Annotated in this window: 21 protein-coding genes and 1 rRNA gene; 14 read left to right on the top strand and 8 right to left on the bottom strand. The window is 55.3% G+C overall.

What is annotated here, in order from left to right; genetic code table 11:
- Positions 1 to 292 precede the first annotated feature (292 nt).
- The 5 genes from NQZ67_RS28435 to uraA form a co-directional block, all read right to left on the bottom strand.
- Positions 293 to 1,111, bottom strand: a complete 819-nt coding sequence (locus NQZ67_RS28435) for an SPL family radical SAM protein (protein ID WP_257452647.1) — start codon at positions 1,109 to 1,111, stop codon at positions 293 to 295.
- The gene (locus NQZ67_RS28430) at positions 1,089 to 1,637 is read right to left on the bottom strand and encodes a methylated-DNA--[protein]-cysteine S-methyltransferase (protein WP_306813119.1); all 549 of its coding nucleotides are present in this window, start codon (positions 1,635 to 1,637) and stop codon (positions 1,089 to 1,091) included. Before NQZ67_RS28430 ends, NQZ67_RS28435 begins: the two co-directional genes overlap by 23 nt.
- A 47-nt stretch (positions 1,638 to 1,684) precedes the next feature.
- Positions 1,685 to 2,293 (bottom strand): bifunctional transcriptional activator/DNA repair enzyme AdaA, encoded by a 609-nt coding sequence (locus tag NQZ67_RS28425; RefSeq protein WP_257452645.1) that lies wholly within the window; start codon positions 2,291 to 2,293, stop codon positions 1,685 to 1,687.
- Between the two features lie 157 nt (positions 2,294 to 2,450).
- A complete protein-coding gene (locus tag NQZ67_RS28420) occupies positions 2,451 to 3,254 on the bottom strand; it encodes an SDR family oxidoreductase (protein WP_257452642.1) in 804 nt (267 codons plus the stop codon).
- 388 nt (positions 3,255 to 3,642) lie between these two features.
- The gene (gene uraA, locus NQZ67_RS28415; protein ID WP_257452639.1) at positions 3,643 to 4,947 is read right to left on the bottom strand and encodes a uracil permease; all 1,305 of its coding nucleotides are present in this window, start codon (positions 4,945 to 4,947) and stop codon (positions 3,643 to 3,645) included.
- 244 nt (positions 4,948 to 5,191) lie between these two features.
- Here uraA and NQZ67_RS28410 point away from each other — a divergent pair, with 244 nt between their 5' ends.
- Positions 5,192 to 6,124, top strand: a complete 933-nt coding sequence (locus tag NQZ67_RS28410) for a metallophosphoesterase family protein (protein WP_257452637.1) — start codon at positions 5,192 to 5,194, stop codon at positions 6,122 to 6,124.
- Between the two features lie 71 nt (positions 6,125 to 6,195).
- Here the strand turns inward: NQZ67_RS28410 and NQZ67_RS30470 are convergent, their stop codons facing one another.
- Both NQZ67_RS30470 and NQZ67_RS28400 read right to left on the bottom strand, forming a co-directional pair.
- Positions 6,196 to 7,131: a cupin domain-containing protein gene (locus NQZ67_RS30470; RefSeq protein ID WP_306813118.1), complete on the bottom strand. Its 936-nt coding sequence runs from the start codon at positions 7,129 to 7,131 to the stop codon at positions 6,196 to 6,198.
- Between the two features lie 106 nt (positions 7,132 to 7,237).
- Positions 7,238 to 8,143, bottom strand: coding sequence for an AraC family transcriptional regulator (locus NQZ67_RS28400; RefSeq protein WP_257452636.1), 906 nt, complete (start codon positions 8,141 to 8,143; stop codon positions 7,238 to 7,240).
- Between the two features lie 178 nt (positions 8,144 to 8,321).
- On the opposite strand from NQZ67_RS28400, the gene NQZ67_RS28395 reads away from it, so the two are divergent.
- The 11 genes from NQZ67_RS28395 to NQZ67_RS28345 all read left to right on the top strand — a co-directional run bounded on the left by NQZ67_RS28395 (position 8,322) and on the right by NQZ67_RS28345 (position 20,159).
- Positions 8,322 to 9,167: a sugar phosphate isomerase/epimerase family protein gene (locus NQZ67_RS28395; protein WP_257452634.1), complete on the top strand. Its 846-nt coding sequence runs from the start codon at positions 8,322 to 8,324 to the stop codon at positions 9,165 to 9,167.
- Between the two features lie 39 nt (positions 9,168 to 9,206).
- The gene (locus NQZ67_RS28390; RefSeq protein ID WP_257452632.1) at positions 9,207 to 10,241 is read left to right on the top strand and encodes a Gfo/Idh/MocA family protein; all 1,035 of its coding nucleotides are present in this window, start codon (positions 9,207 to 9,209) and stop codon (positions 10,239 to 10,241) included.
- 168 nt (positions 10,242 to 10,409) lie between these two features.
- A complete protein-coding gene (locus NQZ67_RS28385; protein ID WP_257452631.1) occupies positions 10,410 to 11,150 on the top strand; it encodes a GTP pyrophosphokinase in 741 nt (246 codons plus the stop codon).
- 132 nt (positions 11,151 to 11,282) lie between these two features.
- The gene (locus tag NQZ67_RS28380) at positions 11,283 to 11,663 is read left to right on the top strand and encodes an ATPase (protein ID WP_257452630.1); all 381 of its coding nucleotides are present in this window, start codon (positions 11,283 to 11,285) and stop codon (positions 11,661 to 11,663) included.
- Between the two features lie 158 nt (positions 11,664 to 11,821).
- Positions 11,822 to 12,109, top strand: a complete 288-nt coding sequence (gatC, locus tag NQZ67_RS28375; RefSeq protein WP_257452629.1) for an Asp-tRNA(Asn)/Glu-tRNA(Gln) amidotransferase subunit GatC — start codon at positions 11,822 to 11,824, stop codon at positions 12,107 to 12,109.
- Between the two features lie 32 nt (positions 12,110 to 12,141).
- The gene (gatA, locus tag NQZ67_RS28370) at positions 12,142 to 13,599 is read left to right on the top strand and encodes an Asp-tRNA(Asn)/Glu-tRNA(Gln) amidotransferase subunit GatA (RefSeq protein ID WP_257452627.1); all 1,458 of its coding nucleotides are present in this window, start codon (positions 12,142 to 12,144) and stop codon (positions 13,597 to 13,599) included.
- A 17-nt stretch (positions 13,600 to 13,616) separates the two neighbouring features.
- Positions 13,617 to 15,059, top strand: coding sequence for an Asp-tRNA(Asn)/Glu-tRNA(Gln) amidotransferase subunit GatB (gene gatB, locus NQZ67_RS28365; protein WP_257452626.1), 1,443 nt, complete (start codon positions 13,617 to 13,619; stop codon positions 15,057 to 15,059).
- Between the two features lie 128 nt (positions 15,060 to 15,187).
- Complete coding sequence (locus tag NQZ67_RS28360; protein ID WP_257452625.1) at positions 15,188 to 15,925, top strand: MgtC/SapB family protein; 738 nt, start codon at positions 15,188 to 15,190, stop codon at positions 15,923 to 15,925.
- Positions 15,907 to 17,841, top strand: a complete 1,935-nt coding sequence (locus NQZ67_RS28355; protein ID WP_257452623.1) for a DUF4097 family beta strand repeat-containing protein — start codon at positions 15,907 to 15,909, stop codon at positions 17,839 to 17,841. The genes NQZ67_RS28360 and NQZ67_RS28355 overlap by 19 nt, the downstream gene beginning before the upstream one ends.
- Positions 17,842 to 17,874: 33 nt before the next feature.
- Positions 17,875 to 18,306 carry a Fur family transcriptional regulator gene (locus NQZ67_RS28350; RefSeq protein WP_257452620.1) on the top strand — a complete coding sequence of 144 codons (432 nt, stop codon included), beginning with the start codon at positions 17,875 to 17,877 and terminating at the stop codon, positions 18,304 to 18,306.
- Between the two features lie 119 nt (positions 18,307 to 18,425).
- Positions 18,426 to 20,159 (top strand): glycosyl hydrolase family 18 protein, encoded by a 1,734-nt coding sequence (locus NQZ67_RS28345; RefSeq protein ID WP_257452618.1) that lies wholly within the window; start codon positions 18,426 to 18,428, stop codon positions 20,157 to 20,159.
- Positions 20,160 to 20,241: 82 nt separating this feature from the next.
- Here NQZ67_RS28345 and NQZ67_RS28340 read toward each other — a convergent pair whose 3' ends face one another.
- A complete protein-coding gene (locus tag NQZ67_RS28340) occupies positions 20,242 to 20,604 on the bottom strand; it encodes a YgzB family protein (protein WP_257452616.1) in 363 nt (120 codons plus the stop codon).
- A 155-nt stretch (positions 20,605 to 20,759) separates the two neighbouring features.
- On the opposite strand from NQZ67_RS28340, the gene NQZ67_RS30745 reads away from it, so the two are divergent.
- Positions 20,760 to 21,641, top strand: coding sequence for a nucleotidyltransferase-like protein (locus NQZ67_RS30745; RefSeq protein WP_257452613.1), 882 nt, complete (start codon positions 20,760 to 20,762; stop codon positions 21,639 to 21,641).
- 341 nt (positions 21,642 to 21,982) lie between these two features.
- Positions 21,983 to 22,065: ribosomal RNA gene (locus NQZ67_RS28330) — 16S ribosomal RNA — on the top strand; the annotation flags it as partial.

Genomic DNA, 22,065 nt, shown 5'->3' with positions numbered 1-22,065 from the left:
TGCGTCGTGGTACCACCCTAATTCGACCGCCGAGGCAGAGCAAGGCGATCCTTCAACCGGATAACGGCCGGCGCCGGCAGCGGATACTCGCGTTCACCGCCGCAGCTCGCAAGGTGGGAAGCAAACAGGCAAGCGAGAAACCTTTCAGCCGGGGGTCTCTTCTCTGGGGCGCCGTCTTGGAAGCTTATGTCCTTGGTCGATGCAATTGAAATATAGAGATTAATATAACAGGGCGGCATTTTCGAAGTCAAGAGAGAGTTAGTCTTAGGGCGCTACTTCGGCTCTTGCAGCTTCACGGCAAGAACCCTTTCTGACTGAGCCGCACCGCGCCATCGGGGAAGCAGCTCAAACAAGCTTTGTATACCGCATGATAGGCATCCCGCGCATACCAGTCCGACAAGCCGAGGCGTTCATAGACGGCGTCGAGTCCGAGTCTCGCCGTTCGCTTGCCTCCGCTGCCGTCGCCCATAAAATAATCGTCGATGCAGACGCGGTCCGTGACGGAACGAAGCGCGGCCGGGAAATTCCCGGTGCAGGGAAGCAGGGGCGCAACGGCTGCCTGCGTTCCGACGCCGGCGTCCGCCAGCTCTCGAAGCGCGCGCAGCCTGGCGGGAATCGGAGGCGCCGCGGGGGAGAACGCTTTGCGGACGTCCTCGCGGTCCGTCTCGACCGTCATGCTGACGCGCGCCCGCGGGCCGAGACGCCGCAGCAGATCGATGTCCCGCGTTACGAGCGGACTCCGCGTCTGAAGGAGCAGGAAGTCCGGCGGATCGTCGGCCATGACCTCGAGCAGGGAGCGGGTAATTCCTTCCTTGTATTCGATAGGCTGATAAGGATCCGTGCTGGAGGACATAAAGATCGTGACCGGGCCTTTCGCTTTCGCGCGAGCCAGCTCCTTCCGCAGCAGCTCCGCCGCGCCGCGCTTCAAGTCCACCCATGTTCCCCACTCCTCCGAACGAAACAGGGAGACCGGCATGCCTCGGACATAGCAGTAGGAGCATCCGAACGAGCAGCCCGTGTACGGATTAAGCGAATGGCTGTAGCCTTCCAGAAACCCGGTGCCTTTGTTCAGCAGCGATTTCGGATATTTATCGAGCAGGGACGGCTTCATGCTCGAGCTCCAGCAGCTTCGTCTTCATCGCGAGCCCGCCGCGGTAGCCGGTAAGCGAGCCGTTTTTGCCGATGACGCGATGGCACGGAACCGTGATGAGAACGGGATTGGCGCCGATCGCGGCCCCGACGGCTCTGACGGCGGAAGGTTTGCCGATCGCCTCGGCAATCCGCGAATAGGAGACGCTCGTTCCGAACGGAATCGCGAGCAGCGCGCCCCAAACCGCGAGCTGGAACGGCGTGCCGCGAAGATCGTGGCGGACCGTGAACGAATGGCGCCGCCCCTCCAAATATTCCGCGATTTCCCGGATATAAGGCGCGACCGGCTCATCGTCCCGAACCCACTCCGATCCCGCGAACGCGGCCGGATTCCTCGTCCGGCAATCGTCTAAGCTTACCCCGTTCCCTCCGACGAAATAGAGACCTGCTTCGGTTGCCCCGACTACAAGCTCCCATTCCCCTTGCTTTAACACGGACCACGCGACAACCGAGGCGGCGCGGCCCTTGGCGTTGTTGCCCATCATCATTCCCCGCTTTCTTGTTATGGTTCGAGATCCATGGTTGGTTAACCTGATTATGTCCGCTTATGCCGCTCGCGGTATTGGGCGGGGGTATATCCGGTCAGCTTCTTGAACAGCGTCGTAAAATAAGGCGTATTCCGCATTCCGACCCGGTCGCCGACATTCGAGATGGGCATGCTAGTGACGGCCAGCAGCTTTCGGGCTTCCTGCATGCGGGTCTGCTGCAGATAAACGAGCGGCGTCACGCCCTTCACTTTTTTGAAGGTCCGGTGGAGGTGGTAGGGACTGCCGTGGCATAGGTCGCCAAGCGTTGCCAGATCAAGCTCCTCCGCATAGTGACGGTCCATGAACGACGCGATCTGCTCCGCCCAATCCTCGTCGGGAAGCCGGACTCCGGCAGGCTTGCATCGTTTGCATGCGCGGTAGCCGGCAGCGGCCGCGTCGGCCGAGCTCGCGAACACTTCCGCGTTGTCCCGCTTGGGGGGACGCGACTTGCAAGAGGGTCTGCAATAGATGCCGGTTGTCCGGACCGCGTAATAGAAGATGCCGTCATACGCGGAATCATTAGCAATGATCGCTAGCCAATGCTCTTCGGAGATCGATTGTCCCGTCCGGCGGCGTCCGTTCTCGCGTTCGCGTTGAATGTCATCTGTTCGTTCCATTCGGCTCCGCCTCCTTCTGCGTCCATTATAACCAAGAAGCGGATCGTATGCTCTTGTTTTCATATGGAAGAGCAAGATATCGAAAGCGTTGGTCCCTATGCGGCACTAAAAAAAGGACCGTCATCACGCCTGGTAAGGCGGATTTCGGTCCTTTCGGTTACAGCAGCGATTCGACGCCGTCGATGTAGATCGCCGTGCCGGAGATGTGGCTGGATTCCTCCGACGCGAGGAACAGTACGAGATCCGCGACTTGATTCGGATGTCCCGGCCCGTGCTCCAGCGGCTGATTGCCTTGCGGATATTCGATCGGAATCGCGATTTCATCGACTTCGGGCGTCCTGTTCGTGTTTTGCCCGATGTTCGTTTCGATGGCGCCCGGGCAGATCGCGTTGACGCGAATCCGGTGGTGGGCAAGCTCAAGGGCCGCCATCTTGGCGAAGGCGATCTGTCCGGCTTTGGACGAGCTGTAGGCCGACATGCCGAAGCCCGTAAACTTGCGGCTGCCGTTGATGGAGCTCGTGATGATGATGCTTCCGCCTCGCGCCGTCATATGAGGCAGGGCGTATTTGACGGAGAGGAACGTACCCTTAAGATTAATGCCGAGCGTTTGGTCCCAATCCTCCGGCTTCAAGTGCTCGATAGGCGCCAGCGTGCCGTTCACGCCGGCGTTGGCAAACAAAATATCGATGCCGCCGAATCGCTCGGCCGCCTTCTTCATCGCTTGCTCCACGCGCGCCGGATCCGACACGTCCGTATCGGCGAAGATGGCCTCGCCGCCCATCTCGTTAATTGCTTCCTCGACCTTCTCGCTTCGTTCGTTGATCAGGTCGACCAGGACGATCTTCGCCCCGTGCTGCGCCAGCTTCAGTGCGGCCGCCCGGCCGATGCCGGAGCCCGCGCCGGTAATGACGGCGACCTTGTCTTTGACTCGCCCGTCGGCGAGCAGCTTGTTGTTGTCCATTTGATGGTTAGCTCCTTTCCATACGAAATCTTCCTCTTAGCTTTCCATTAACCGGCTGGAAACATTCTGAAACGACTAGCAGCGGCGGAAAGAAGGGAGGCGGAATGGCAGCTTTCGGATGTTTCGGAGTCAATAGACGTGCCACAAACGCCTAAATGCGCTTCAAGCGCGGTTTCGCAGTCAATAGACGTGCCACACACGTCTAAATGCGCTCGAAGCGCCGTCTCGGAGTCAATAGACGTGCCACAAACGCCTAAATGGGCTTCAAGCGCGGTTTCGCAGTCAATAGACGTGCCACAAACGCCTAAATGCGCTTCAAGCGCTAATTCTCACAAAAAAAGCCCCGCCGCTTCACGCGACGGGGCAATTCGATGACGGTCGGCCTCTATTAATGGCCGGCCGCTTCGTTGTCGTTCGAGATGCGCAGCACCTCGAACAGCTTGAACAGCAGGCTGAGCAGGATCGCGACGATCGTCGCGAGCGCCATTCCGCTGAAGGAGACGTCGCCTACGGTCCATTTCACGCCGCTGAGGCCGATGACGAGAACGACCGTCGTCAGGAACAGATTAGTAGGCCGGCTGTAGTCGACCTTGGACTCGACCAGCATGCGCAGGCCGGATGCCGCGATAACCCCGAACAGCAGCAGGGAAACGCCGCCCATGACAGGGACCGGGATACCGGACACCAACGCGGAGAATTTGCCGGAGAACGACAGCAGAATCGCGATGACGGCAGCTCCTCCGATGACGAACGTCGAATACACTTTCGTGATGGCCAGAACGCCGATGTTTTCGCCGTAAGTCGTGTTAGGCGTGGAGCCGACGAAGCCGGATAGAATGGTCGACAAGCCGTTGCCAAGCAAGGAGCGGTGAAGCCCAGGATCCTTGGACAAGTCTTTGCCGACGATATTGCCCGTCACGATCAAGTGTCCGATATGCTCGGCGATGACGACCAGCGCCGCCGGCGCGATCGCGATAATGGCCGTCCAGTGGAACTCCGGCAGCGTAAAGGTCGGCAGTTGCGCGAATTTGGCTGCATTCACGCTGCTGAAATCCGTCATGCCCATAGCGGCCGCCAGCACATAGCCGAAGATGATGCCGAACAGGATCGGGATGATGCGCAGGAAGCCGCGGAACAGCACGGAGCCGAGCACGGTTACAATTAATGTCGCGGTGGAAAGAAGCACGACGTCTTTATCCATGGTCCACGAAGCGGCGTCGACCCCGCTGTTAGGATCGTGGATATAACCCGCCATCCTAGCCGCAACCGGCACCAGTTCAAGTCCGATGATCGCGACGATCGCGCCCATCGCGGCGGGAGGGAATACGATGTCTAACCAGCCTGTTCCGGTTTTCTGAATGATGAACGCCAGAACGGTGAAGATGACGCCGGCCACGATAAAGCCTCCGAGAGCCGCGGCATAACCGCCGCCCGATGCTTCGCTCGCGATAACAGCGCCGCCGGGGCCGAGGAAGGCGAAGCTGGATCCGAGATAAGCGGGGATCTTGCCTTTCGTTATGAAAATGTACAGCAGGGTGCCGATCCCGTTCATCAGCAAGCAGATGGCAGGGTCGACTCCGAAGATGTTCGGCACAAGCACCGTCGAGCCGAACATGGCGAACAGATGCTGCAGGCTGAGCAGCAAGCTAGCGGGGATAGGCGGTCTTTCGTGGACGCCAATCGATTTTTGCATGGGGGTTGCTCCTTGTTTAGATAGTAGGTACTGCGTATTATTCTTCGTAGATTCTACATAGTTCGACAGTCGTTGGCAAGCGTTTTCTTTCGATACACGAGACCTGGCCGAGCCATTTCATCCTTAGCCTATTTTCCGAATCGCAAAAACTGTTAATGAAGCTCGGAATTTGTTTATTGCCGGAGTATGTCTTTACCGCTACGATGGAAGCAAATCACATCCAAACAAGCGGGAGGCGGAAAATTTGAACGAGCAGCAAAAAGCGCTTCGATTCAATGAGGAAGGCGCGTTTACCATTTTGCAATTTACGGATTTGCATTGGACAAACGGCGACGAGCCGGATCGGCGTACGGAGTCCCTAATGGAGCGCGTCATTGCGCAAGAGAAGCCCGATCTCATCGTGTTCACGGGGGATTTGATTTATAGCGAGGAATGCGAAAACATTGCGGAAGCTTTGAAGGGCGCCGTGTCCGCGGCTTCGCGCAGCGGCGTGCCTTGGGCTGCCGTCCTCGGCAATCATGACGCGGAAGCGGGGGCGACGCGGGAGGAGCTTCTTAGCTTGCTGCGACGGCAGGAAGGCAGCCTTACCGGCCATACGCCCGGGATTCAGGGTTATGGAAACTACGTTCTTACCGTAGAAGGGGACGACGGGAAGCCGGCAGCGGCGCTCTACTTCCTGGACAGCGGGGATTACTCCAAGCTGAAGCAGATCGACGGCTACGCGTGGATCGGCAGGGACCAGATCGACTGGTATGCGGTTCAGTCGCGCGCGCTCGCCGAGCGGAACGGAGGAGAGTCGCTGCCCGCGCTGGCCTTCTTCCATATCCCGCTGCCGGAATACGGGACCGTATGGGAGAAAGGGGGCTGTCTCGGCTACAAGCATGAGAAGGTTTGCTGCTCCAATATCAACTCCGGCCTGTTCGCCGCCATGCTGGAGAGGGGGGACATTATGGGAACGTTCGCTGGACATGACCATATTAACGACTTCAGCGGAGAGCTCTACGGCATTCGGCTCGCGTACGGCCGGGCCTCCGGCTATAACACGTACGGCAAAGAAGGCTTTCCTCGCGGTGCCCGGGTAATCCGGCTGAGGGAAGGAGCTAGAACGTTCGAAAGCTGGCTAAGGCTGGACGACGGAACCGTCGATCGTCAGGCTGTCCATCCTGCGTCTTCCTAATACGACCGAACCTCCATCATAACAAAACGCCGAAAGCAGCCTCTGCTCTCGGCGTTTTGTTTATCCGCTTTTTAGAAGAATCTCCGGTACAAAAACGGGATAGGGTGGAACGGCTGATCCAGCTGCGCGGCATAGGTCTCGTTCGCAATCGGACGAAGCGGCAGGCCCGCCGTCCCGTTCTGCGGACCGGCTGCGTAGCCGCCCGGCGAGAACCGTTGCATATTCGGGTTCTCCATTCCCTGCTGCTGCATCATCCCCGGATTCGCCAAGCCCTGCTGGTTCATCATGCCCTGCTGCTGCATCATCCCCGGATTCATCAAGCCCTGCTGGTTCATCATGCCCTGCTGCTGCATCATCCCCGGATTCATCAAGCCCTGCTGGTTCATCATACCTTGCTGCTGCATCATCCCCGGATTCGCCATGCCCTGCTGGTTCATCAAGCCGTGCTGCTGCATCATCCCGCCGCCTGCTTTGCCGCAGCCTTCCGGAGGTCCAATGCCGACGGTGCCCGTGATCGGGGCGAGCGTCTCTTTCACTTTGGCTTCATCCAAACAATACGTATGCGCGAGCACGCTGGCGGGAGTCAATCGCAGAATATCCGAGCCGAAGATCGCCTCCGGAGTCGGCGCATCGAAGATCGCAAGTATATGCGTGTTGTCGACGGTCGCGATTTCGTAATGCCACCAGCCCTGGGGCACGTTCGCGACTTGGCCCGGCTTCACCGTGAAGTTCAGAAGCTCCTTCGTGAACGGATTAAGAAGGGAGACGACCGCTTCGCCCGAAATGACGTACACGAGCTCGGTCGCGTTCTGATGAATATGGGGTTCGACGATGTTGCCGGCGCTTAGAAAAATATCGAGCAGCGAGGCGTTGCCAAGCGTGTTCAATTGTTTGACGGACAACGCGTTAATGTAGTTTTGACCGTCTTTCATAATCAAAGGATTATCGGATAACGTGAATGTAAACTGTGTGGTGGGAGCCGTGAAGTCCATATAGGATACTGCCATGCTTCATTCCTGCCTTCCGCCTATCGTGTATTGAAGTCAGGAACAGTGTATGTATTCGCCCATGCCGATGTGAAAAAAAAAGCGCGCATCATCGGCATCTCCGCCTCTATAGCACTCTCGACAGCTTGCGGTATTCCGTCGCGGAGATGCCTTCGTGCTTGCGGAACAGCCGGCTGAAGTAATGAATCCCGGCATACCCGACCTGCTCGCCGATCCGTTCGATGGTCAGATCGGTTTCCCTCAGCAGCCTTCGCGCTTCGCGATGGCGAATCGAATGAACGTATTCGCCCGGCGGCAAGCCGACTAGCTGCTTGAACAGCTTGGCGGCGTGATCGATGCTCAGCCCCAGCCGCTCGGCGATCAACGCGTTCGTCCACCCTTCCGCGGGACGGCGTTCGATCTCCTCGACCAGCTCGAGCAGCCTGCCGTCATGCTGCGAAGCGAGCCATTGCGATCTCGACTTCTGGAGGCGCAGCAAGTGCAGCAGGATTTGCAGCATAAGCGATTTGCAGGCGAGCTCGTAGCCCGGCGGTCGCATCGTGAATTCATGTACCAGCTGCTCCATCAACTGAACGCAGGCAAGAGGCGGCGTATAGACGGGATTCCCGGACAGAGGCTCGAACGCGTCCGCTACCGCCTCGAATGCGAAACGCCGCTCCTGAACGTGCTCCTCGTCGACGATCATGTCGGCTTCCGTCTGAATGTCCTGCTCGTCGAAAAAATCGAAGTGAATGCCAAGAAAGCGAGTATCCGGCGTAGACGCCGCTTCATTCTGGTGCAAGACGCCTGAGGGGAGGAAGATGAGCTCGCCGGCGGACAGCTCGTACCGCTGTCCGAGCATGGTCGTGGCGGCTTGTCCTTGGCTCACGTAGAGGAGCTCGAAGTCGTAGATCCGCCTCTGTGGCAGCACGCCGGCCGGCATGCGCTGGATCTGGGCGTAATGAATGCTAGGCGACCATTCCTTGAAGGGAGCGGACCGCTGCAGAGGGAATTCGCTGAAATCTGACTTCATTTGCGGGGTACCTCCTTAACCACTCACATCAATAACGGATTTGTGTAAATATTAACTTTTCTAGCCAAAGAATTAGTTGTCTACATCATTTAATATAAAGGTATTATCGCATTTGATCTTCAACGGAGCAACAGAGCGGAATATGACAAATTTATTAATAGAAAGCGAGGCGCCAAGCATGAAAAAAGGGATTAACATCTGGTCGTTCAAAGAAGGCAGCACCATTCAGGAATGCATTCGTCTGGCGAAAAAGGCAGGCTTTGACGGCATCGAGCTCTCTCTGAATGAGACTGGCGAGCTGGGACTGGACTCCACGGACAAAGAGGTGCTCGCCATCAAGTCGAGGCTCGATGACGAGGGGCTGGAAATCGCGGGGCTCGCAACCGGGCTGTATTGGTCTTATTCCATGACGAGCGCCGACGAGGCGAAGCGGAGGAAAGCGATCGACGTATGCAAGAAGCAGCTCGAGCTCGCGTCGGCATTCGGCGTGGACGCCATCCTCGTCATACCGGGCGCCGTCGGAGTCGATTTTATCCCGGATGCCGAAGTCGTGCCTTACGATCTTGCCTATGACCGGGCATCGGAAGCCATTGCGGAACTGGTTCCCTACGCGGCGAGCGCGGGCGTAGCCATCGCCATCGAGAACGTCTGGAATAAGTTCCTGCTCTCGCCTCTCGAGCTGCGGGATTTCATCGATAAGCAAGGCTCCGACTATGTAGGTTCTTATTTCGATGTAGGCAACGTGGTGCACAGCGGATATCCGGAGCATTGGATCCGCATCCTCGGCCGCCGCATCAAGAAAGTGCATTTCAAGGATTACCGCCGGCAAGCGGGCGGCTTGCACGGCTTCGTCGATCTGCTGGCGGGCGACGTGGATTATCCTGCCGTCATGGCCGCGCTGTCGGAGATCGGGTATGACGGATATGTCACCGGGGAGATGATCCCGCCGTATGCCCATCACAGCGAACAGATCATTTACAATACGTCGGCCGCCATGGACGCCATTCTAGGCCGAAGCCGCTAGTCTTCTAACAAAACAATAGTCCAAGGGGAGAGAAGAAGGATGCTGAAGGTAGGATTGATCGGCTTCGGATTTATGGGGCGGATGCACTTCGATAACTACGTAAGATTGATGCAGGAAGAAGCGGGCGTTCAGCTCGTAGCGATCTGCGACACCAGGATTGAGGAGCTGAAAACCGGGGCGGTCTCGGGCAATATCGCGACGGAGCGGCAAGTGTATGATCTTGAGCCCTACAAGCTGTATGACGATGTGAACGCCATGCTTGACAGCGAGGAGTTGGATATCGTCGACATCACGCTGCCGACGACTCTGCATGCCGATTTGACCGTATCGCTATTAGAACGCGGCATCCACGTGCTTTGCGAGAAGCCGATCGCGAGAACATCCGAGGAGGCTCGGAGGATGGCGGAAGCGGCCAAGAAGACGGGGAAAACGCTGATGATCGGGCAATGTCTTCGTTTCTGGCCGGCTTACGAGTTTTTGAAAGAGTGCGTGGCTGACGGCCGTTACGGCAAGGTGCTGTCCGGCTCCTTCTTCCGCGGAGGCTCCACGCCGCAAGGCTGGTTTCTGGATGGCGAGCTAAGCGGGGGCTGCATGCTGGATATGCATATTCATGATACCGATGTAATCAATTGGCTGTTCGGAAAGCCGGAATCGGTCTCTTCCATCGCGCGCAATGTGATCCCTGGCAGCGCCTACGATATCGTGTCGACGAACTATATGTACCCGGACGGCATGGTGTTGAACGCGCAGGCGGATTGGACGCTTCAAGGCGACTTTGGCTTCGCGATGACGTTCCGCGTCAACTTCGAAGGCGGCAATCTTATCTTCGAGAACAACGAGCTGAAGGTCAACCCGAACGACGGGCCGGGCTTCAAAGCCGAGCTTTCTCCGGATATGGGCTATTACCGCGAGGTTCGCTATTTCATCGATGCCGTGACGAACGGAACGCCGGTCTCCGTATGCACGCCGGAGAGCGCGGCCGATTCGCTCGCCATCGTCGAAGCGGAGATCCGTTCCGCGGACAACCGCGGAGCCGTGGAGTACGTTTTTACGGATCATCAGAACGTCGTATAAAACCATAAGTAATGAATCCTTGGCGTTCCCGCAGCTTTCCGCGCTGCGGGAACGCTCCTTTTTTCGCGTACGGCCTGCGGATTTGCTTTTGGCGCTTCTTTCATACTAAGATGAAGGAATCCGAGGTTATGGGCGCTCAAGAGGGCGCGCCGGAGAAGGAGAATCGCCATGAATCAAATCGAGCAGTTCAAGAAGCTGAAGACGGAAGTTACCCGATTTATGATGATGTACCAGTTCGCGCTCAACGAGCTGGAGACGAAAATCGAAATCTTAAAAGAAGAATTTCAATTTCTGCACGACTATAATCCGATCGAACATACGAAGTCCAGAGTGAAGTCGCTCGAGAGCATCATGAACAAGATCAGCCGCAAGGGGGTCCCGTTCTCGCTCGACGATATCAAGCTGCGTATCAAGGATATCGCAGGGCTGCGGATTACCTGCTCTTTCATCGCGGATATCTATCAAATCCGGGATATGCTGAAGAACCAGTTCGAGCTCAAGGTGCTGGAAGAGAAGGATTATATCGAGAATCCGAAGCCGAACGGGTACCGGAGCCTTCACCTTGTCGTCGAGGTGCCGGTCGTCATGTCGGACGGCAGGGAGAACGTATGCGTCGAGATCCAGATCCGCACGATCGCCATGGATTTCTGGGCGAGCCTCGAGCATAAGATTTTTTACAAATATAATCAGTCCGTTCCCGCGGGTCTCCTGCTTGAACTGAAGGAAGCGTCCGATTCGGCTAATCGTTTGGATCTGCAGATGGAGAGGCTGAACCGGGAGATCGCCGTGATCAAGGAGACGCAAAGCGAGGATCAGCTGGAAGACTTCACGCAGCTCTTCCTGGGCAACCGGCAGTTCAGATTGCCTGAATCCCTGAGGGAGTTAGGCAAGGAGAACGAATCGGAATAAGCGCCCATCCTCTTGCCGGTTATCGCATCGCGTTCTCTTCTACCATGCCTCCTATTGGACAGGTCTAGCATTTTTTAGTAGGATAAGTAGAAAAGACGAGCAATCAGCGATGGCGAGATAGGGGTTGAGAGTATGCTAAAGCTTGGTTCCAAGGTCATTATCGTAACGGACCTGTACGAGCAGAAGCTTCCTATAGGAGAATATGGCTATATTATCGCTTACGACCGGAATGCCGATAACGTGTTCGACTACATCGTCCGGGTCCCGTCGGCCAACCGGAACTTTCTCGTCCCGGAGGAGGACGTGGAGCTGGAGGAGACGCTTATACGGCAGGAAGCCGAGCGGGTGGAGCGAGAGGCGCTGATCGATTACGCGCTGGCAACCCACAACGAAGTGCTGTTCAAGCGGATCATGAAAGGCGACCAGGAAGAGGCCGATGCTGAGAGCGCGGCGAAGGAGCCGGTCAGCCGGGAGGACTTCATTCGCCAAGTGAACCTGAAGGCATGGATTTAATATCTTTATAGGTTTCGGATACGCGAACGACAGGACGGAGCGCGGGATGTAATCCCCTCCGTCCTCTTCTTATTGCCGGCAATGTCGCATCGTTGCTGATTGCAACCCATGTACGCTATAATACAAAGAATGACTTTTTACGTGAGGAGAGTATCCCGATGAGCATAACGTTAAAAGATGTCGAGCATGTCGCGAACCTGGCGCGGCTTGAACTGACGGACGCGGAGAAAGCCCAGTTCACGGATCAGCTTAACGCTATTTTGAAATACGCGGAGAAGCTGAACGAGCTGGATACCGAGAACGTCGAGCCGACCAGCCACGTGCTGCCGATTACGAATGTGATGCGCGACGACGTGCGCAAGGAATCGCTGCCGATCGAGAAGGTGCTGCTGAACGCGCCGGACGAGGAAGACGGACAAATTAAAGTGCCTGCGGTGCTTGAATAATAGGAAGAGGTAATTGAAGGGAGGAGCTGCTGTTGGCACTGTTCGACTTACGCCTGCAGGAAGTACATAACAAGCTGAACAACAAAGAGCTGTCCGTAACGGAGCTCGTAGACGCGTCTTACGCGAGAATCAAGGAAACCGAGCCGGCTATTAAGGCTTTCCTTACATTAAATGAGGATAACGCACGTACCGAAGCTCATGCGCTGGACAAGCGTCTCGGCGATGGCGGCGAGCACGGCCTGCTCTTCGGCCTGCCTGCCGGAATCAAAGACAATATCGTGACGGAAGGGCTGCTTACGACTTGCGCCAGCCAATTCCTGAGCAATTATAATCCGATTTACAGCGCGACCTCGGCCCGCAAGCTGAAGGAAGCGGACGCCGTGACGATCGGCAAGCTGAACATGGACGAGTTCGCGATGGGCGGCTCGAACGAGAACTCCAGCTTCTACCCGACCCGCAACCCGTGGAACACGGAGTACGTGCCGGGCGGCTCGAGCGGCGGCTCGGCGGCTTCCGTCGCCGCCGGCCAAGTGTATTTCTCCCTCGGCTCCGACACGGGCGGCTCCATCCGCCAGCCGGCCGCGTATTGCGGCATCGTCGGACTGAAGCCGACCTACGGTCTCGTCTCGCGCTTCGGCTTGGTGGCGTTCGCTTCCTCGCTGGACCAGATCGGGCCGCTGACGAAAAACGTGGAAGACGCGGCTTACGTGCTGCAAGCGATCGCGGGATATGACGCGAGCGATTCCACATCGGCTAACGTGGAAATTCCAGACTATACGGCTGCTCTTACGGGCGACGTGAAGGGCCTCCGCATCGGCGTGCCGAAGGAATATCTCGGAGCGGGCATCGATCCCCGCGTCAAGGAAGCGGTTATGAACGCGCTTAAGGTGTATGAATCGCTTGGCGCGACATGGGAGGAAGTGTCTCTCCCGCATACCGACTATGCCATTGCGACTTACTACCTGCTCGCTTCGTCCGAGGCTTCGTCCAACCTGGCCCGTTTCGACGGCGTCCGTTACGGCGTGCGCGCGGACAATCCGGACAACCTGATCGATTTGTACCGCAAGTCCCGCAGCCAAGGCTTCGGCCCTGAAGTGAAGCGGCGCATCATGCTTGGCACTTACGCGCTGAGCTCCGGCTACTACGATGCTTATTATTTGAAGGCGCAGAAGGTCCGCACGCTGATCAAGCAGGACTTCGACAACGTCTTTAATCAATATGACCTGATTATCGGACCGACGGCGCCGACGCCGGCTTTCCGGATCGGGGAGCAGATCGGCGATCCGCTCACGATGTATTTGAACGATATTTGCACGATTCCGGTCAGCTTGGCGGGCGTGCCTGCTATCAGCGTTCCTTGCGGAACGGCGGACGGTCTGCCGATCGGCCTGCAAATCATCGGCAAGGCGTTCGATGAATCGACTGTGCTGCGCGCCGCGCATGCCTTCGAAGCCCATACCGATCACCATAAGCTGCGTCCGCAGCTGTAAGGAAAGGAACGATTAGAATGTCTGTTGCGAACAAATACGAGACGGTCGTCGGCCTCGAAGTGCATGTCGAGCTTCATACAAACAGCAAAATTTTTTGCGGCTGCTCCACGGCTTTCGGCGCGCCGCCCAATACGCATACATGCCCGGTCTGCCTAGGCCATCCCGGCGTCCTTCCGGTACTGAACCGCCAAGCCGTCGAATACGCGATGAAAGCGGCGATGGCGCTGAACTGCACCATCGCGGACGTGAGCAAGTTCGACCGGAAAAACTATTTCTATCCCGATTCGCCGAAGGCGTATCAGATTTCGCAATACGACCAGCCGATCGGCGAGAACGGCTGGATCGATATCGAAGTGAACGGCGAGACGAAGCGGATCGGCATTACCCGTCTCCATCTGGAGGAAGATGCGGGCAAGCTGACGCACGTGGACGGCGGCTACGCGTCGCTCGTCGATTTCAATCGCGTAGGCACGCCGCTCGTGGAGATCGTGTCCGAGCCGGATATTCGCACGCCTGAGGAAGCGAAGGCGTACCTCGAGAAGCTGAAAGCGATCATGCTGTATTGCGAAGTATCCGATGTGAAGATGGAGGAAGGCAGCTTGCGCTGCGACGCGAACATCAGCTTGCGCCCTTGGGGTCAAGAGAAGTTCGGCACGCGCGCCGAGCTCAAGAACATGAACTCCTTCCGCAGCGTGCAGCGCGGTCTCGAGTACGAGCAGTTCCGGCAAGCGGAAATCCTGGACAGCGGCGGAGAAGTGGTGCAAGAGACGCGCCGTTACGACGACGCGGTCGGCAAGTCGTTCTCCATGCGCGGCAAGGAAGAAGCGCATGATTACCGCTACTTCCCGGATCCGGATCTCGTTCGTCTGCATATCAGCGAAGAGTGGAAGCAAAGCGTTCGCGCTTCCATCCCCGAGCTGCCCGACGCCCGCAAAGCCAGGTATACGGCCGATTACGGCCTGCCTGCTTACGACGCGGAGGTTATTACTTCGTCCAAGAAGCTGGCCGATTTCTTCGAGGACAGCTTGAATTACACGAAGGACGCCAAAGCCGTATCGAACTGGATCATGGGCGATTTGCTCGGCTACTTGAATTCGAATGGACTCGAGCTGTCCGACGTGAAGATTACGGGGCAAGGACTTGGCGAGATGATCGGATTGCTCGAGAGCGGCACGATCAGCGGCAAGATCGCGAAAACCGTCTTCAAATCGATGCTCGAGAGCGGCAAACGTCCGCAGCAGATCGTAGAAGAGCAAGGTCTCGTCCAGATCAGCGACGAAGGCGCTTTGCTTGCCGTCGTCGATTCCATCATCGAGAAGAACCCGCAGCCTGTAGAAGACTTCAAATCGGGTAACGACAAAGCGATCGGCTTCCTTGTAGGCCAGATCATGAAAGAAACAAAAGGCAAAGCGAATCCGGCGCTCGTCAATAAGCTGCTGGTGGATCGCCTCAAATCATAGCAAGCCGCAGGTTGCCAGGCGCGATTCACCTCGATGAGTTGAATCGCGCCTTTTGCCGCATAGAATGAAGAGAGGAAACAAATATTGAATTCGACTCCTTAGAAGAGATTGAAAGGACGGCATCGCATATGACATTAAGCGCGGCACCAAATCCTTGGATCATCGGCGAAATGGACATCTTGTTCCGGTTGACGCTGGCGCTTGTGCTGGGCGGCTTGATTGGATTCGAACGGGAGCAGTCGAATCACGCGGCGGGCTTCCGCACGAACATATTGGTTTGTCTAGGCGCTTGCCTATTGATGCTCCTGTCCATCTACGGGTTCTCGGACTTCGTGGAGGAACCGAATGTGCGGGTGGATCCCGCCCGTTTGGCTGCTGCCGTTATTACCGGAGTAGGGTTTCTTGGAGCGGGTACGATCTTATTTACCGGCAAGTCGATTACGGGGCTGACGACGGCGGCTTCGCTCTGGGTTGTGGCGGCGATCGGTTTGGCGGTGGGAGCGGGCTTCTATTTTGCTTCCAGTTGCGTAACGGTTATGGTTCTGCTCACGCTATGGCTGTTTAATAAGCTGGAGAAGCGTTACATTAAGGCGAAGAAAGAGCATCTGATCAAGATCCACGCAGCCGACCTTTCGCTTGTCATGAGCAAGCTGACCGGCATCTTGAACGATCGGAAGGTTACGGTGAAAAAAATGATGCTGGAGGACGCGGAGCCATCCGATTCCGTCTCACGCGGGGGCGAAGCGCAGTCATTAACCAGGCTCGTGCTGCACGTTACCATGCCGTACAACAAAAACGTTACCATGATGACGGTATTGGATGATTTGAAGAAACTGGAGGGCATACGGTGGGTAAGCTCGGAATAGCGGGTCGATGGAGCAGGCTTCTGACGGTTCTGCTCGCCTTTCTTGCGCCGGGCATGGGCCATGTCAGGCTCGGACAATACGGCAAAGGCTTTCTATTGTTAGCCGGCTTGCTGCTCGACTTTACGGCGATCTTCCGTCTGGCCGATTCCGATGGCGGGAGGCATCTGCTGCTCATTGTTTATTTGATGCTGCTTCTGCCCGTGTTTTATTTTATTAGCGTATATGATGTTCTGCAGGCGGAAGAGAAGGCAAATTTGCAGGCGGCTGAGCCGTTGCGTTTGCGAGACGGCATCCTTCTGGCTGCTTCAGGAACGTTCATGATGATCCTGATTAAGCCCCCGGCTTTCATGCTGCCGTGGATGAACGAATTGGCGGAATGGTCGGTAGGCCCGACGCTGATGGTCTTATCCGTATTAATTGTGCTATCGCTTAGGAGGGGAGGGATCTGGGTGTTCAAGCTGGGGAGGATGACGGCGGCGGCCGTTATATTCGTCATCGGATCATTCCTCGCATGGGACTTGCTGAAAGGAAGGAACGATCTGGTCCTTCTGTCCGAGTGGTGGCCGGTTATCTTCATATTGCTAGGAATCGAGATGATCGTCTACACGGTATGGCTGCGGAAGAAACGAGACAAGCTCCGGCTCGACGGCGCGGGCACGGTCGCCGCGCTGGTCATAGCGGTAACGGCGTACGGCGTCACGCAATATGCCGACTTTCCCGTGCGATGGTTGGATCAATTCAACGTCGATTTGAGCGGCCGGATGGATTTGGGCGAGGAGGCGGGCTTTCGCTTTGACAAAAATATAACCAAAATTCCATTCGAGGGGGTCGCGGTGACCGTCAAAATCGTCAATCCGAATGGCGATATCATCGTGCGGTCGGGTAACGTGGACGAAATCGAGCTTCATTCGACCGTTTGGGTCGATACGGCGGACGAGGGTGAAGCGGCGGAGATTGCGGAACAATCCATCGTACAGGTGACTCCGGGCGATGAAATCGTGCTGGAAGCCAAAGGCCAGAACTTTGGCGCGAACGGTAACCGATTGCCGAGGATGAACCTGGAAGTCGTCGTCCCTAAGCTCGAGACTCCGCCGGTCGTGAACATGGAGCCCCTGCCTTCCGAGAGCCCGATTAACGATGGAAATTCGGAGATACCGGGGAGCTCCGCCGATGTCGAGATCGAGAGCGATGAAGGCGTCGATGCGGAGATCCCGACTCCAACTCCGTTATTGGATACGGTTCAGCCCATCCAAACCTTGAAGCTCGAGATCGAGAGCGGCAACGGTTCCGTAACGGTAGGCGATGTTGTCGCTCAAGACGGCGTCGCGATCCGAAGCGCGAGCGGAATGGTGATAGCGCAATCGGTGTACGGCTCGGTTAACGTCGAAGGGATAAACAGCAGCATCGAAGCGCATCTCGTTACCGGAGACAGCAATCTCGTCACGCAGAACGGTACGATAACCGCGGATGAGTTGAAGGGCGGAGCGGTCTATGCGAGTACGCTCAACGGGGATATAGACTTGAAGGACATTTACGGGGATTTGGACGCCGAAACCAAAAACGGAGGCATTCTCGTCTCGGGTGCCGCAGGCGACGTCAAAGCCGATACGCTGAACGGCAGCATCGAAGTGGAAAGTCCGATGGTCGGCGGCAATTGGGACTTGGACAGCTCGGTTGGAGAGATCAACCTCCGCATACCTTACGCGGGCGATTATAGCGTTTATGGATCGGTAACTTTTGGTCAAATTACGACGGATCTGCCGCTTGAGCAAACGAGGAAATCCATTAGAGGCACTGTGGGCGAAGGCATCTATCGTATACATATTAACGCGACAAACAGCATATCCATTCAAGGTCGGAGTCAGGATTTGACAGGCGCTTTCATTGACAAATTTACAAACGAGAACGTACAATAGATTATAATAACTATAAAGAAAGGCGTGAGGGGAATGGCAGCCAGCGTTCATTCGGCAATTGAACAACTTAAGATGAATGGCGTCCGGATGACCCCGCAACGACACGCCATTCTAAGCTGCTTGATGGAATCGAAATCTCACCCCACCGCGGACGAGATTTACAAGACGCTCTCCCCGGCCTATCCGAGCATGAGCGTTGCGACCATATACAACAATCTAAGATTGTTCGTTGAAGCGGGCTTAGTGCGTGAACTCACCTATGGCGATGATTCAAGTCGATTTGATGCGGATTTGTCCGATCATTATCATGCTATCTGCAAGAGCTGTGGACAGATTGTCGATTTCGGCTATCCGCCTCTGCTTGAAGTGGAGAAAGCGGCATCCATCGAAACAGGCTTTACCGTGCAGGGTCACCGTATGGAGATATACGGATTGTGCTCGAGTTGCAACTCTTCGGACAAATAATTCGTCTATCAATTGGATATGTATTTCACATAACGTGCCGAAAGCGGTCATTCGCTAGACAGCACGTTTTTGTTTTGGTTTGCATAGACGCCTAATAAGACATACAGGAGCGTGATGAATTGGATACTCAGCTTATGCGCGGCCCACGCAAGAGAAGAAGAAGCGGGTTCGGCGTTTTTATATTCGTGTTCATGATAGCGGCAATCGCTTCGTTTGCCTGGTTCGGTTACCTCAAGTATATTCCTAGCAGCGAGCGGCAAGATCCGGCGTATCGTTTCCAGAACCCGATCATGGTGAGAGGAGAGGAATCGGCTTACGGCGCTGTATTGGATAATGGAGAAGTGAAATTGCCGCTTCCGCTTCTGGAAGAGCTACTTGGAGAGGATAAGCCGATTCACTATGAACAATCGACCGGCACTCTTGTCCTGACAACGGCGGACAAAGTGCTTCGACTCAAGACGGAAGCGTTAACCGGTTTGATGAATCAGAAAGATTATAAGCTGACGATCGCGGCCGAAGTGGCCGATGGGACGGTATACATTCCTGCGGCGCCGCTCGAGGAGCTGTTCGGCATCAAGCTGGAGCACAATGCCGATACAGGGATCGTCACGCTGCTGACCGAAGGAGACGCCATTCAACTCGGACAAGCCGTCAAAGAAGAAGGAGCTTCCGTCCGCGTCGCGCCTTCCATTCGTGAACCTTATCTGGTTAAAGTATCGCCGGGCGAGTCATTTCGGATATGGGAGGAAACGGAGGGCTGGATGCTTGTTCAGACGAACGGCGGCCATATCGGCTACATGAACAAGAAAGACGTGAAGCTGACCTCAATTGAGCAAATTCCGCAGCTTGTGAAGAACGATGCCTTCGTGCCGTGGAAGGTGATGGGCAGCAAAATCAATATGACCTGGGAAGCGGTATACGAACGCAAAGCGGATTTTGCGAAAATCGGGGATATGCCCGGCGTCAACGTCGTGAGTCCAACCTGGTTCGAGCTGGAGGACGGCAAAGGCACGATTAAAGGAAAAGCGGATCCGGCTTACGTCAAGTGGGCGCATGATAGAGGCTACCAAGTATGGGCGTTATTCAGCAACGCGTTTGAGCCGGACAGGACGACGGAGGCTCTATCGACCGTCGAATCCAGGTTTTCCATGATTCAACAGCTTATCGCGTTCGCCGAGATCTACGATTTGCAAGGGATTAATATCGATTTCGAGAACGTCTACACCAAAGACAAAGAAAATCTCGTGCAGTTCGTGAAGGAGCTAACACCTCTGCTGCATGAGCAAGGACTAGTGGTATCGATCGACGTAACGCCGAAGTCCACGAGCGAGATGTGGTCGCTCTTCCTCGATCGCGCGGCGCTTGGCAAAGTGGTGGATTACATGATGGTCATGGCGTATGACGAGCATTGGGCAGCCAGTCCGAAGTCCGGCTCGGTCGCTTCCTTGCCTTGGGTTGAAAATGCCATCAAAAAAATCTTGGATGAGGATAAAGTTCCCGCAGGCAAGCTCGTGCTTAGCATGCCGCTCTATACCCGGATATGGACCGAAACGAAGGATGATACCGGCGCCGTCAAGGTGACGTCGAAAGCCGTGGGCATGGAAGCAATTAAGACGATTCTCGAGGAGAAGAAGCTTACGCCCGTTTTCGACCAAGCCGCAGGACAGAATTACGTGGAATATACAGAGGATGGCTCGTTGAAACGAATCTGGATCGAAGACGACGTATCGATGAAGGCCAGAGTCGAGCTTGTACGCAAATACGGATTGGGCGGCGTCGCGACTTGGGCTCGTTCTTTCCAAACCCCAACGATATGGAATGTCATTAACGAAACGCTCAACAAGAAGCCATAATGCTATTATTCACTTCTAAAAGGATTAAAAAAAGACCTGCGAAGCAGCCGCTTCGCAGGTCTTTTTGCAGGGTGTTGGCCGATTATGCTTGTACTTCTTCCCTCGGGTGCTCGGTCGCTTGCGCCGGGTCCAGCGTAAGCATCGTGCGGCAGAACATACAACGGTCTGTCTTGCCGAGCATCTTGGTCTGGCGTCCGCATTCCGGACATTGCAGCATCGTAGCGCTGGTCGACATCATGCCCGCCCAGAAGTAGACGGCCACGCTGATGAGCAGCGAGATCATGCCGAAGACCATGAAGATTCCCGCAAAGATTTTGCCGACTTGTCCCCACAGCAGTATGCCGGCCGTGCCGAGGATCATTATACCCATTCCGACAAGCGTGAATACGAGCCCCCAAAGGCGGAATTCATTGATTTTTGCCGATTTAAAAAATATTTTCTTCATGCTTCAAACCCTTCCCGTGACTATAGTCTTACGAAAATGAGACAGAAATTCTATAACGTTAAGCAGGAATGAGCAGCCAACCTGTCGAAAATGTATGAAACTGTAGATTATTATTATAGCTTAATCTAACGCAATTAGCTATACGGAGGAACCCAGTGGAGCATATCAAAGATCATGTTATTGACACCTATCGGGAACTGCCTGGTTTATTGTCCATATCTGTCATCAAAAATCCGTATTCATATAACCCGCTGATTGATGGTTTAGATATGTTAGTGCTGCTCGTTACCGATACCGACGCGGCTTCGAACGCGGCTCAGCATGTGCAACTGGACAACGACCGGGTTGCCATTCGCTCGGTTGACAGAAAAGCCTTGAATCGTTGGATCACCAGCGGCGAAAATCGCAACATTATTGAATGGATAGTGCGGGGGGAGATATTGTTGGATCGCGAAGGTTATATGGCAAACGTTCGTGAGGAGTTGCTGCAGTTCCCGGAATCCAAGCGCGAGCAAAAGCGATTCATCGAGTTTGCGGGCTTCCTTAGAACGTATTTGCAAGCGAAACAGGATTTGTCGGACGGAAATTTGCTCGATGCTTATAGTCATATATTGACGGCGCTCCATCACTGGGCTCATATCGCTCTCATCGAAGAAGGCCGGCATCCGGAATTGACGGTTTGGAAACAGCTGAGACGGGTTCATCCCGGCATCTATAAACTATATGAAGAGTTAACCGCCAGTCCCGAGACGCTGGAGCAGCGCGTTCAGCTTGTTATGCTGGCCTGCGAGTTTTCGGTAATGAGCAAAATGAAGGAATGCTGCTCTTTGCTGCTGAGCCTCATGAGCACGCGCGAAATGCCTTGGAGCATCGGTGAGCTCCAGACGCATCCATTGATCGACGAGCTTCAAGTTGATGTCTCGCTTGTGGTGCAGAAGCTGGTTAAACGCTCATACCTAAGCGAAGTGGCGGTAATGGACGATCCGAAGGATGCTGTCGCGATCGAGCTTAAATATAGGATCGCTAATCATTCATAATAGAAGGAGCGCATAGGCGTAACCGCCTGTGCGCTCCTTTTTTACTATATTTCTCGATTAGGTGTTGACGTGTCATTATTATCTGTGATAAATTAAAACTCGCCGCTTTTGCGAACGAAAAAAATCGAATGAAGACGAATTAAAAAAAATGTCGAACTTCGAAAAAAAAGCTTGCAACAAGATAGGCGAGTGTGATATATTATAAAAGTCGCCGCTGAGACACGGGCGACAAACAAGAAATACATTGATCTTTGAAAACTGAACAACGAGCGAAACTGCCCGATACATTCGAAAGAATGAATCGAAATAGCAACAACGTTTTAGAGCAAGTCAAACTAACTTTTATGGAGAGTTTGATCCTGGCTCAGGACGAACGCTGGCGGCGTGCCTAATACATGCAAGTCGAGCGGATCTTACCCTTCGG

Origin of the sequence: Paenibacillus soyae, from assembly GCF_024623455.1 — a bacterium.
Lineage (GTDB): Bacteria > Bacillota > Bacilli > Paenibacillales > Paenibacillaceae > Pristimantibacillus > Pristimantibacillus soyae.
The sequence above is the reverse complement of the archived record's forward strand: the minus strand, read 5'-3'. Positions and strand labels throughout refer to the sequence as shown.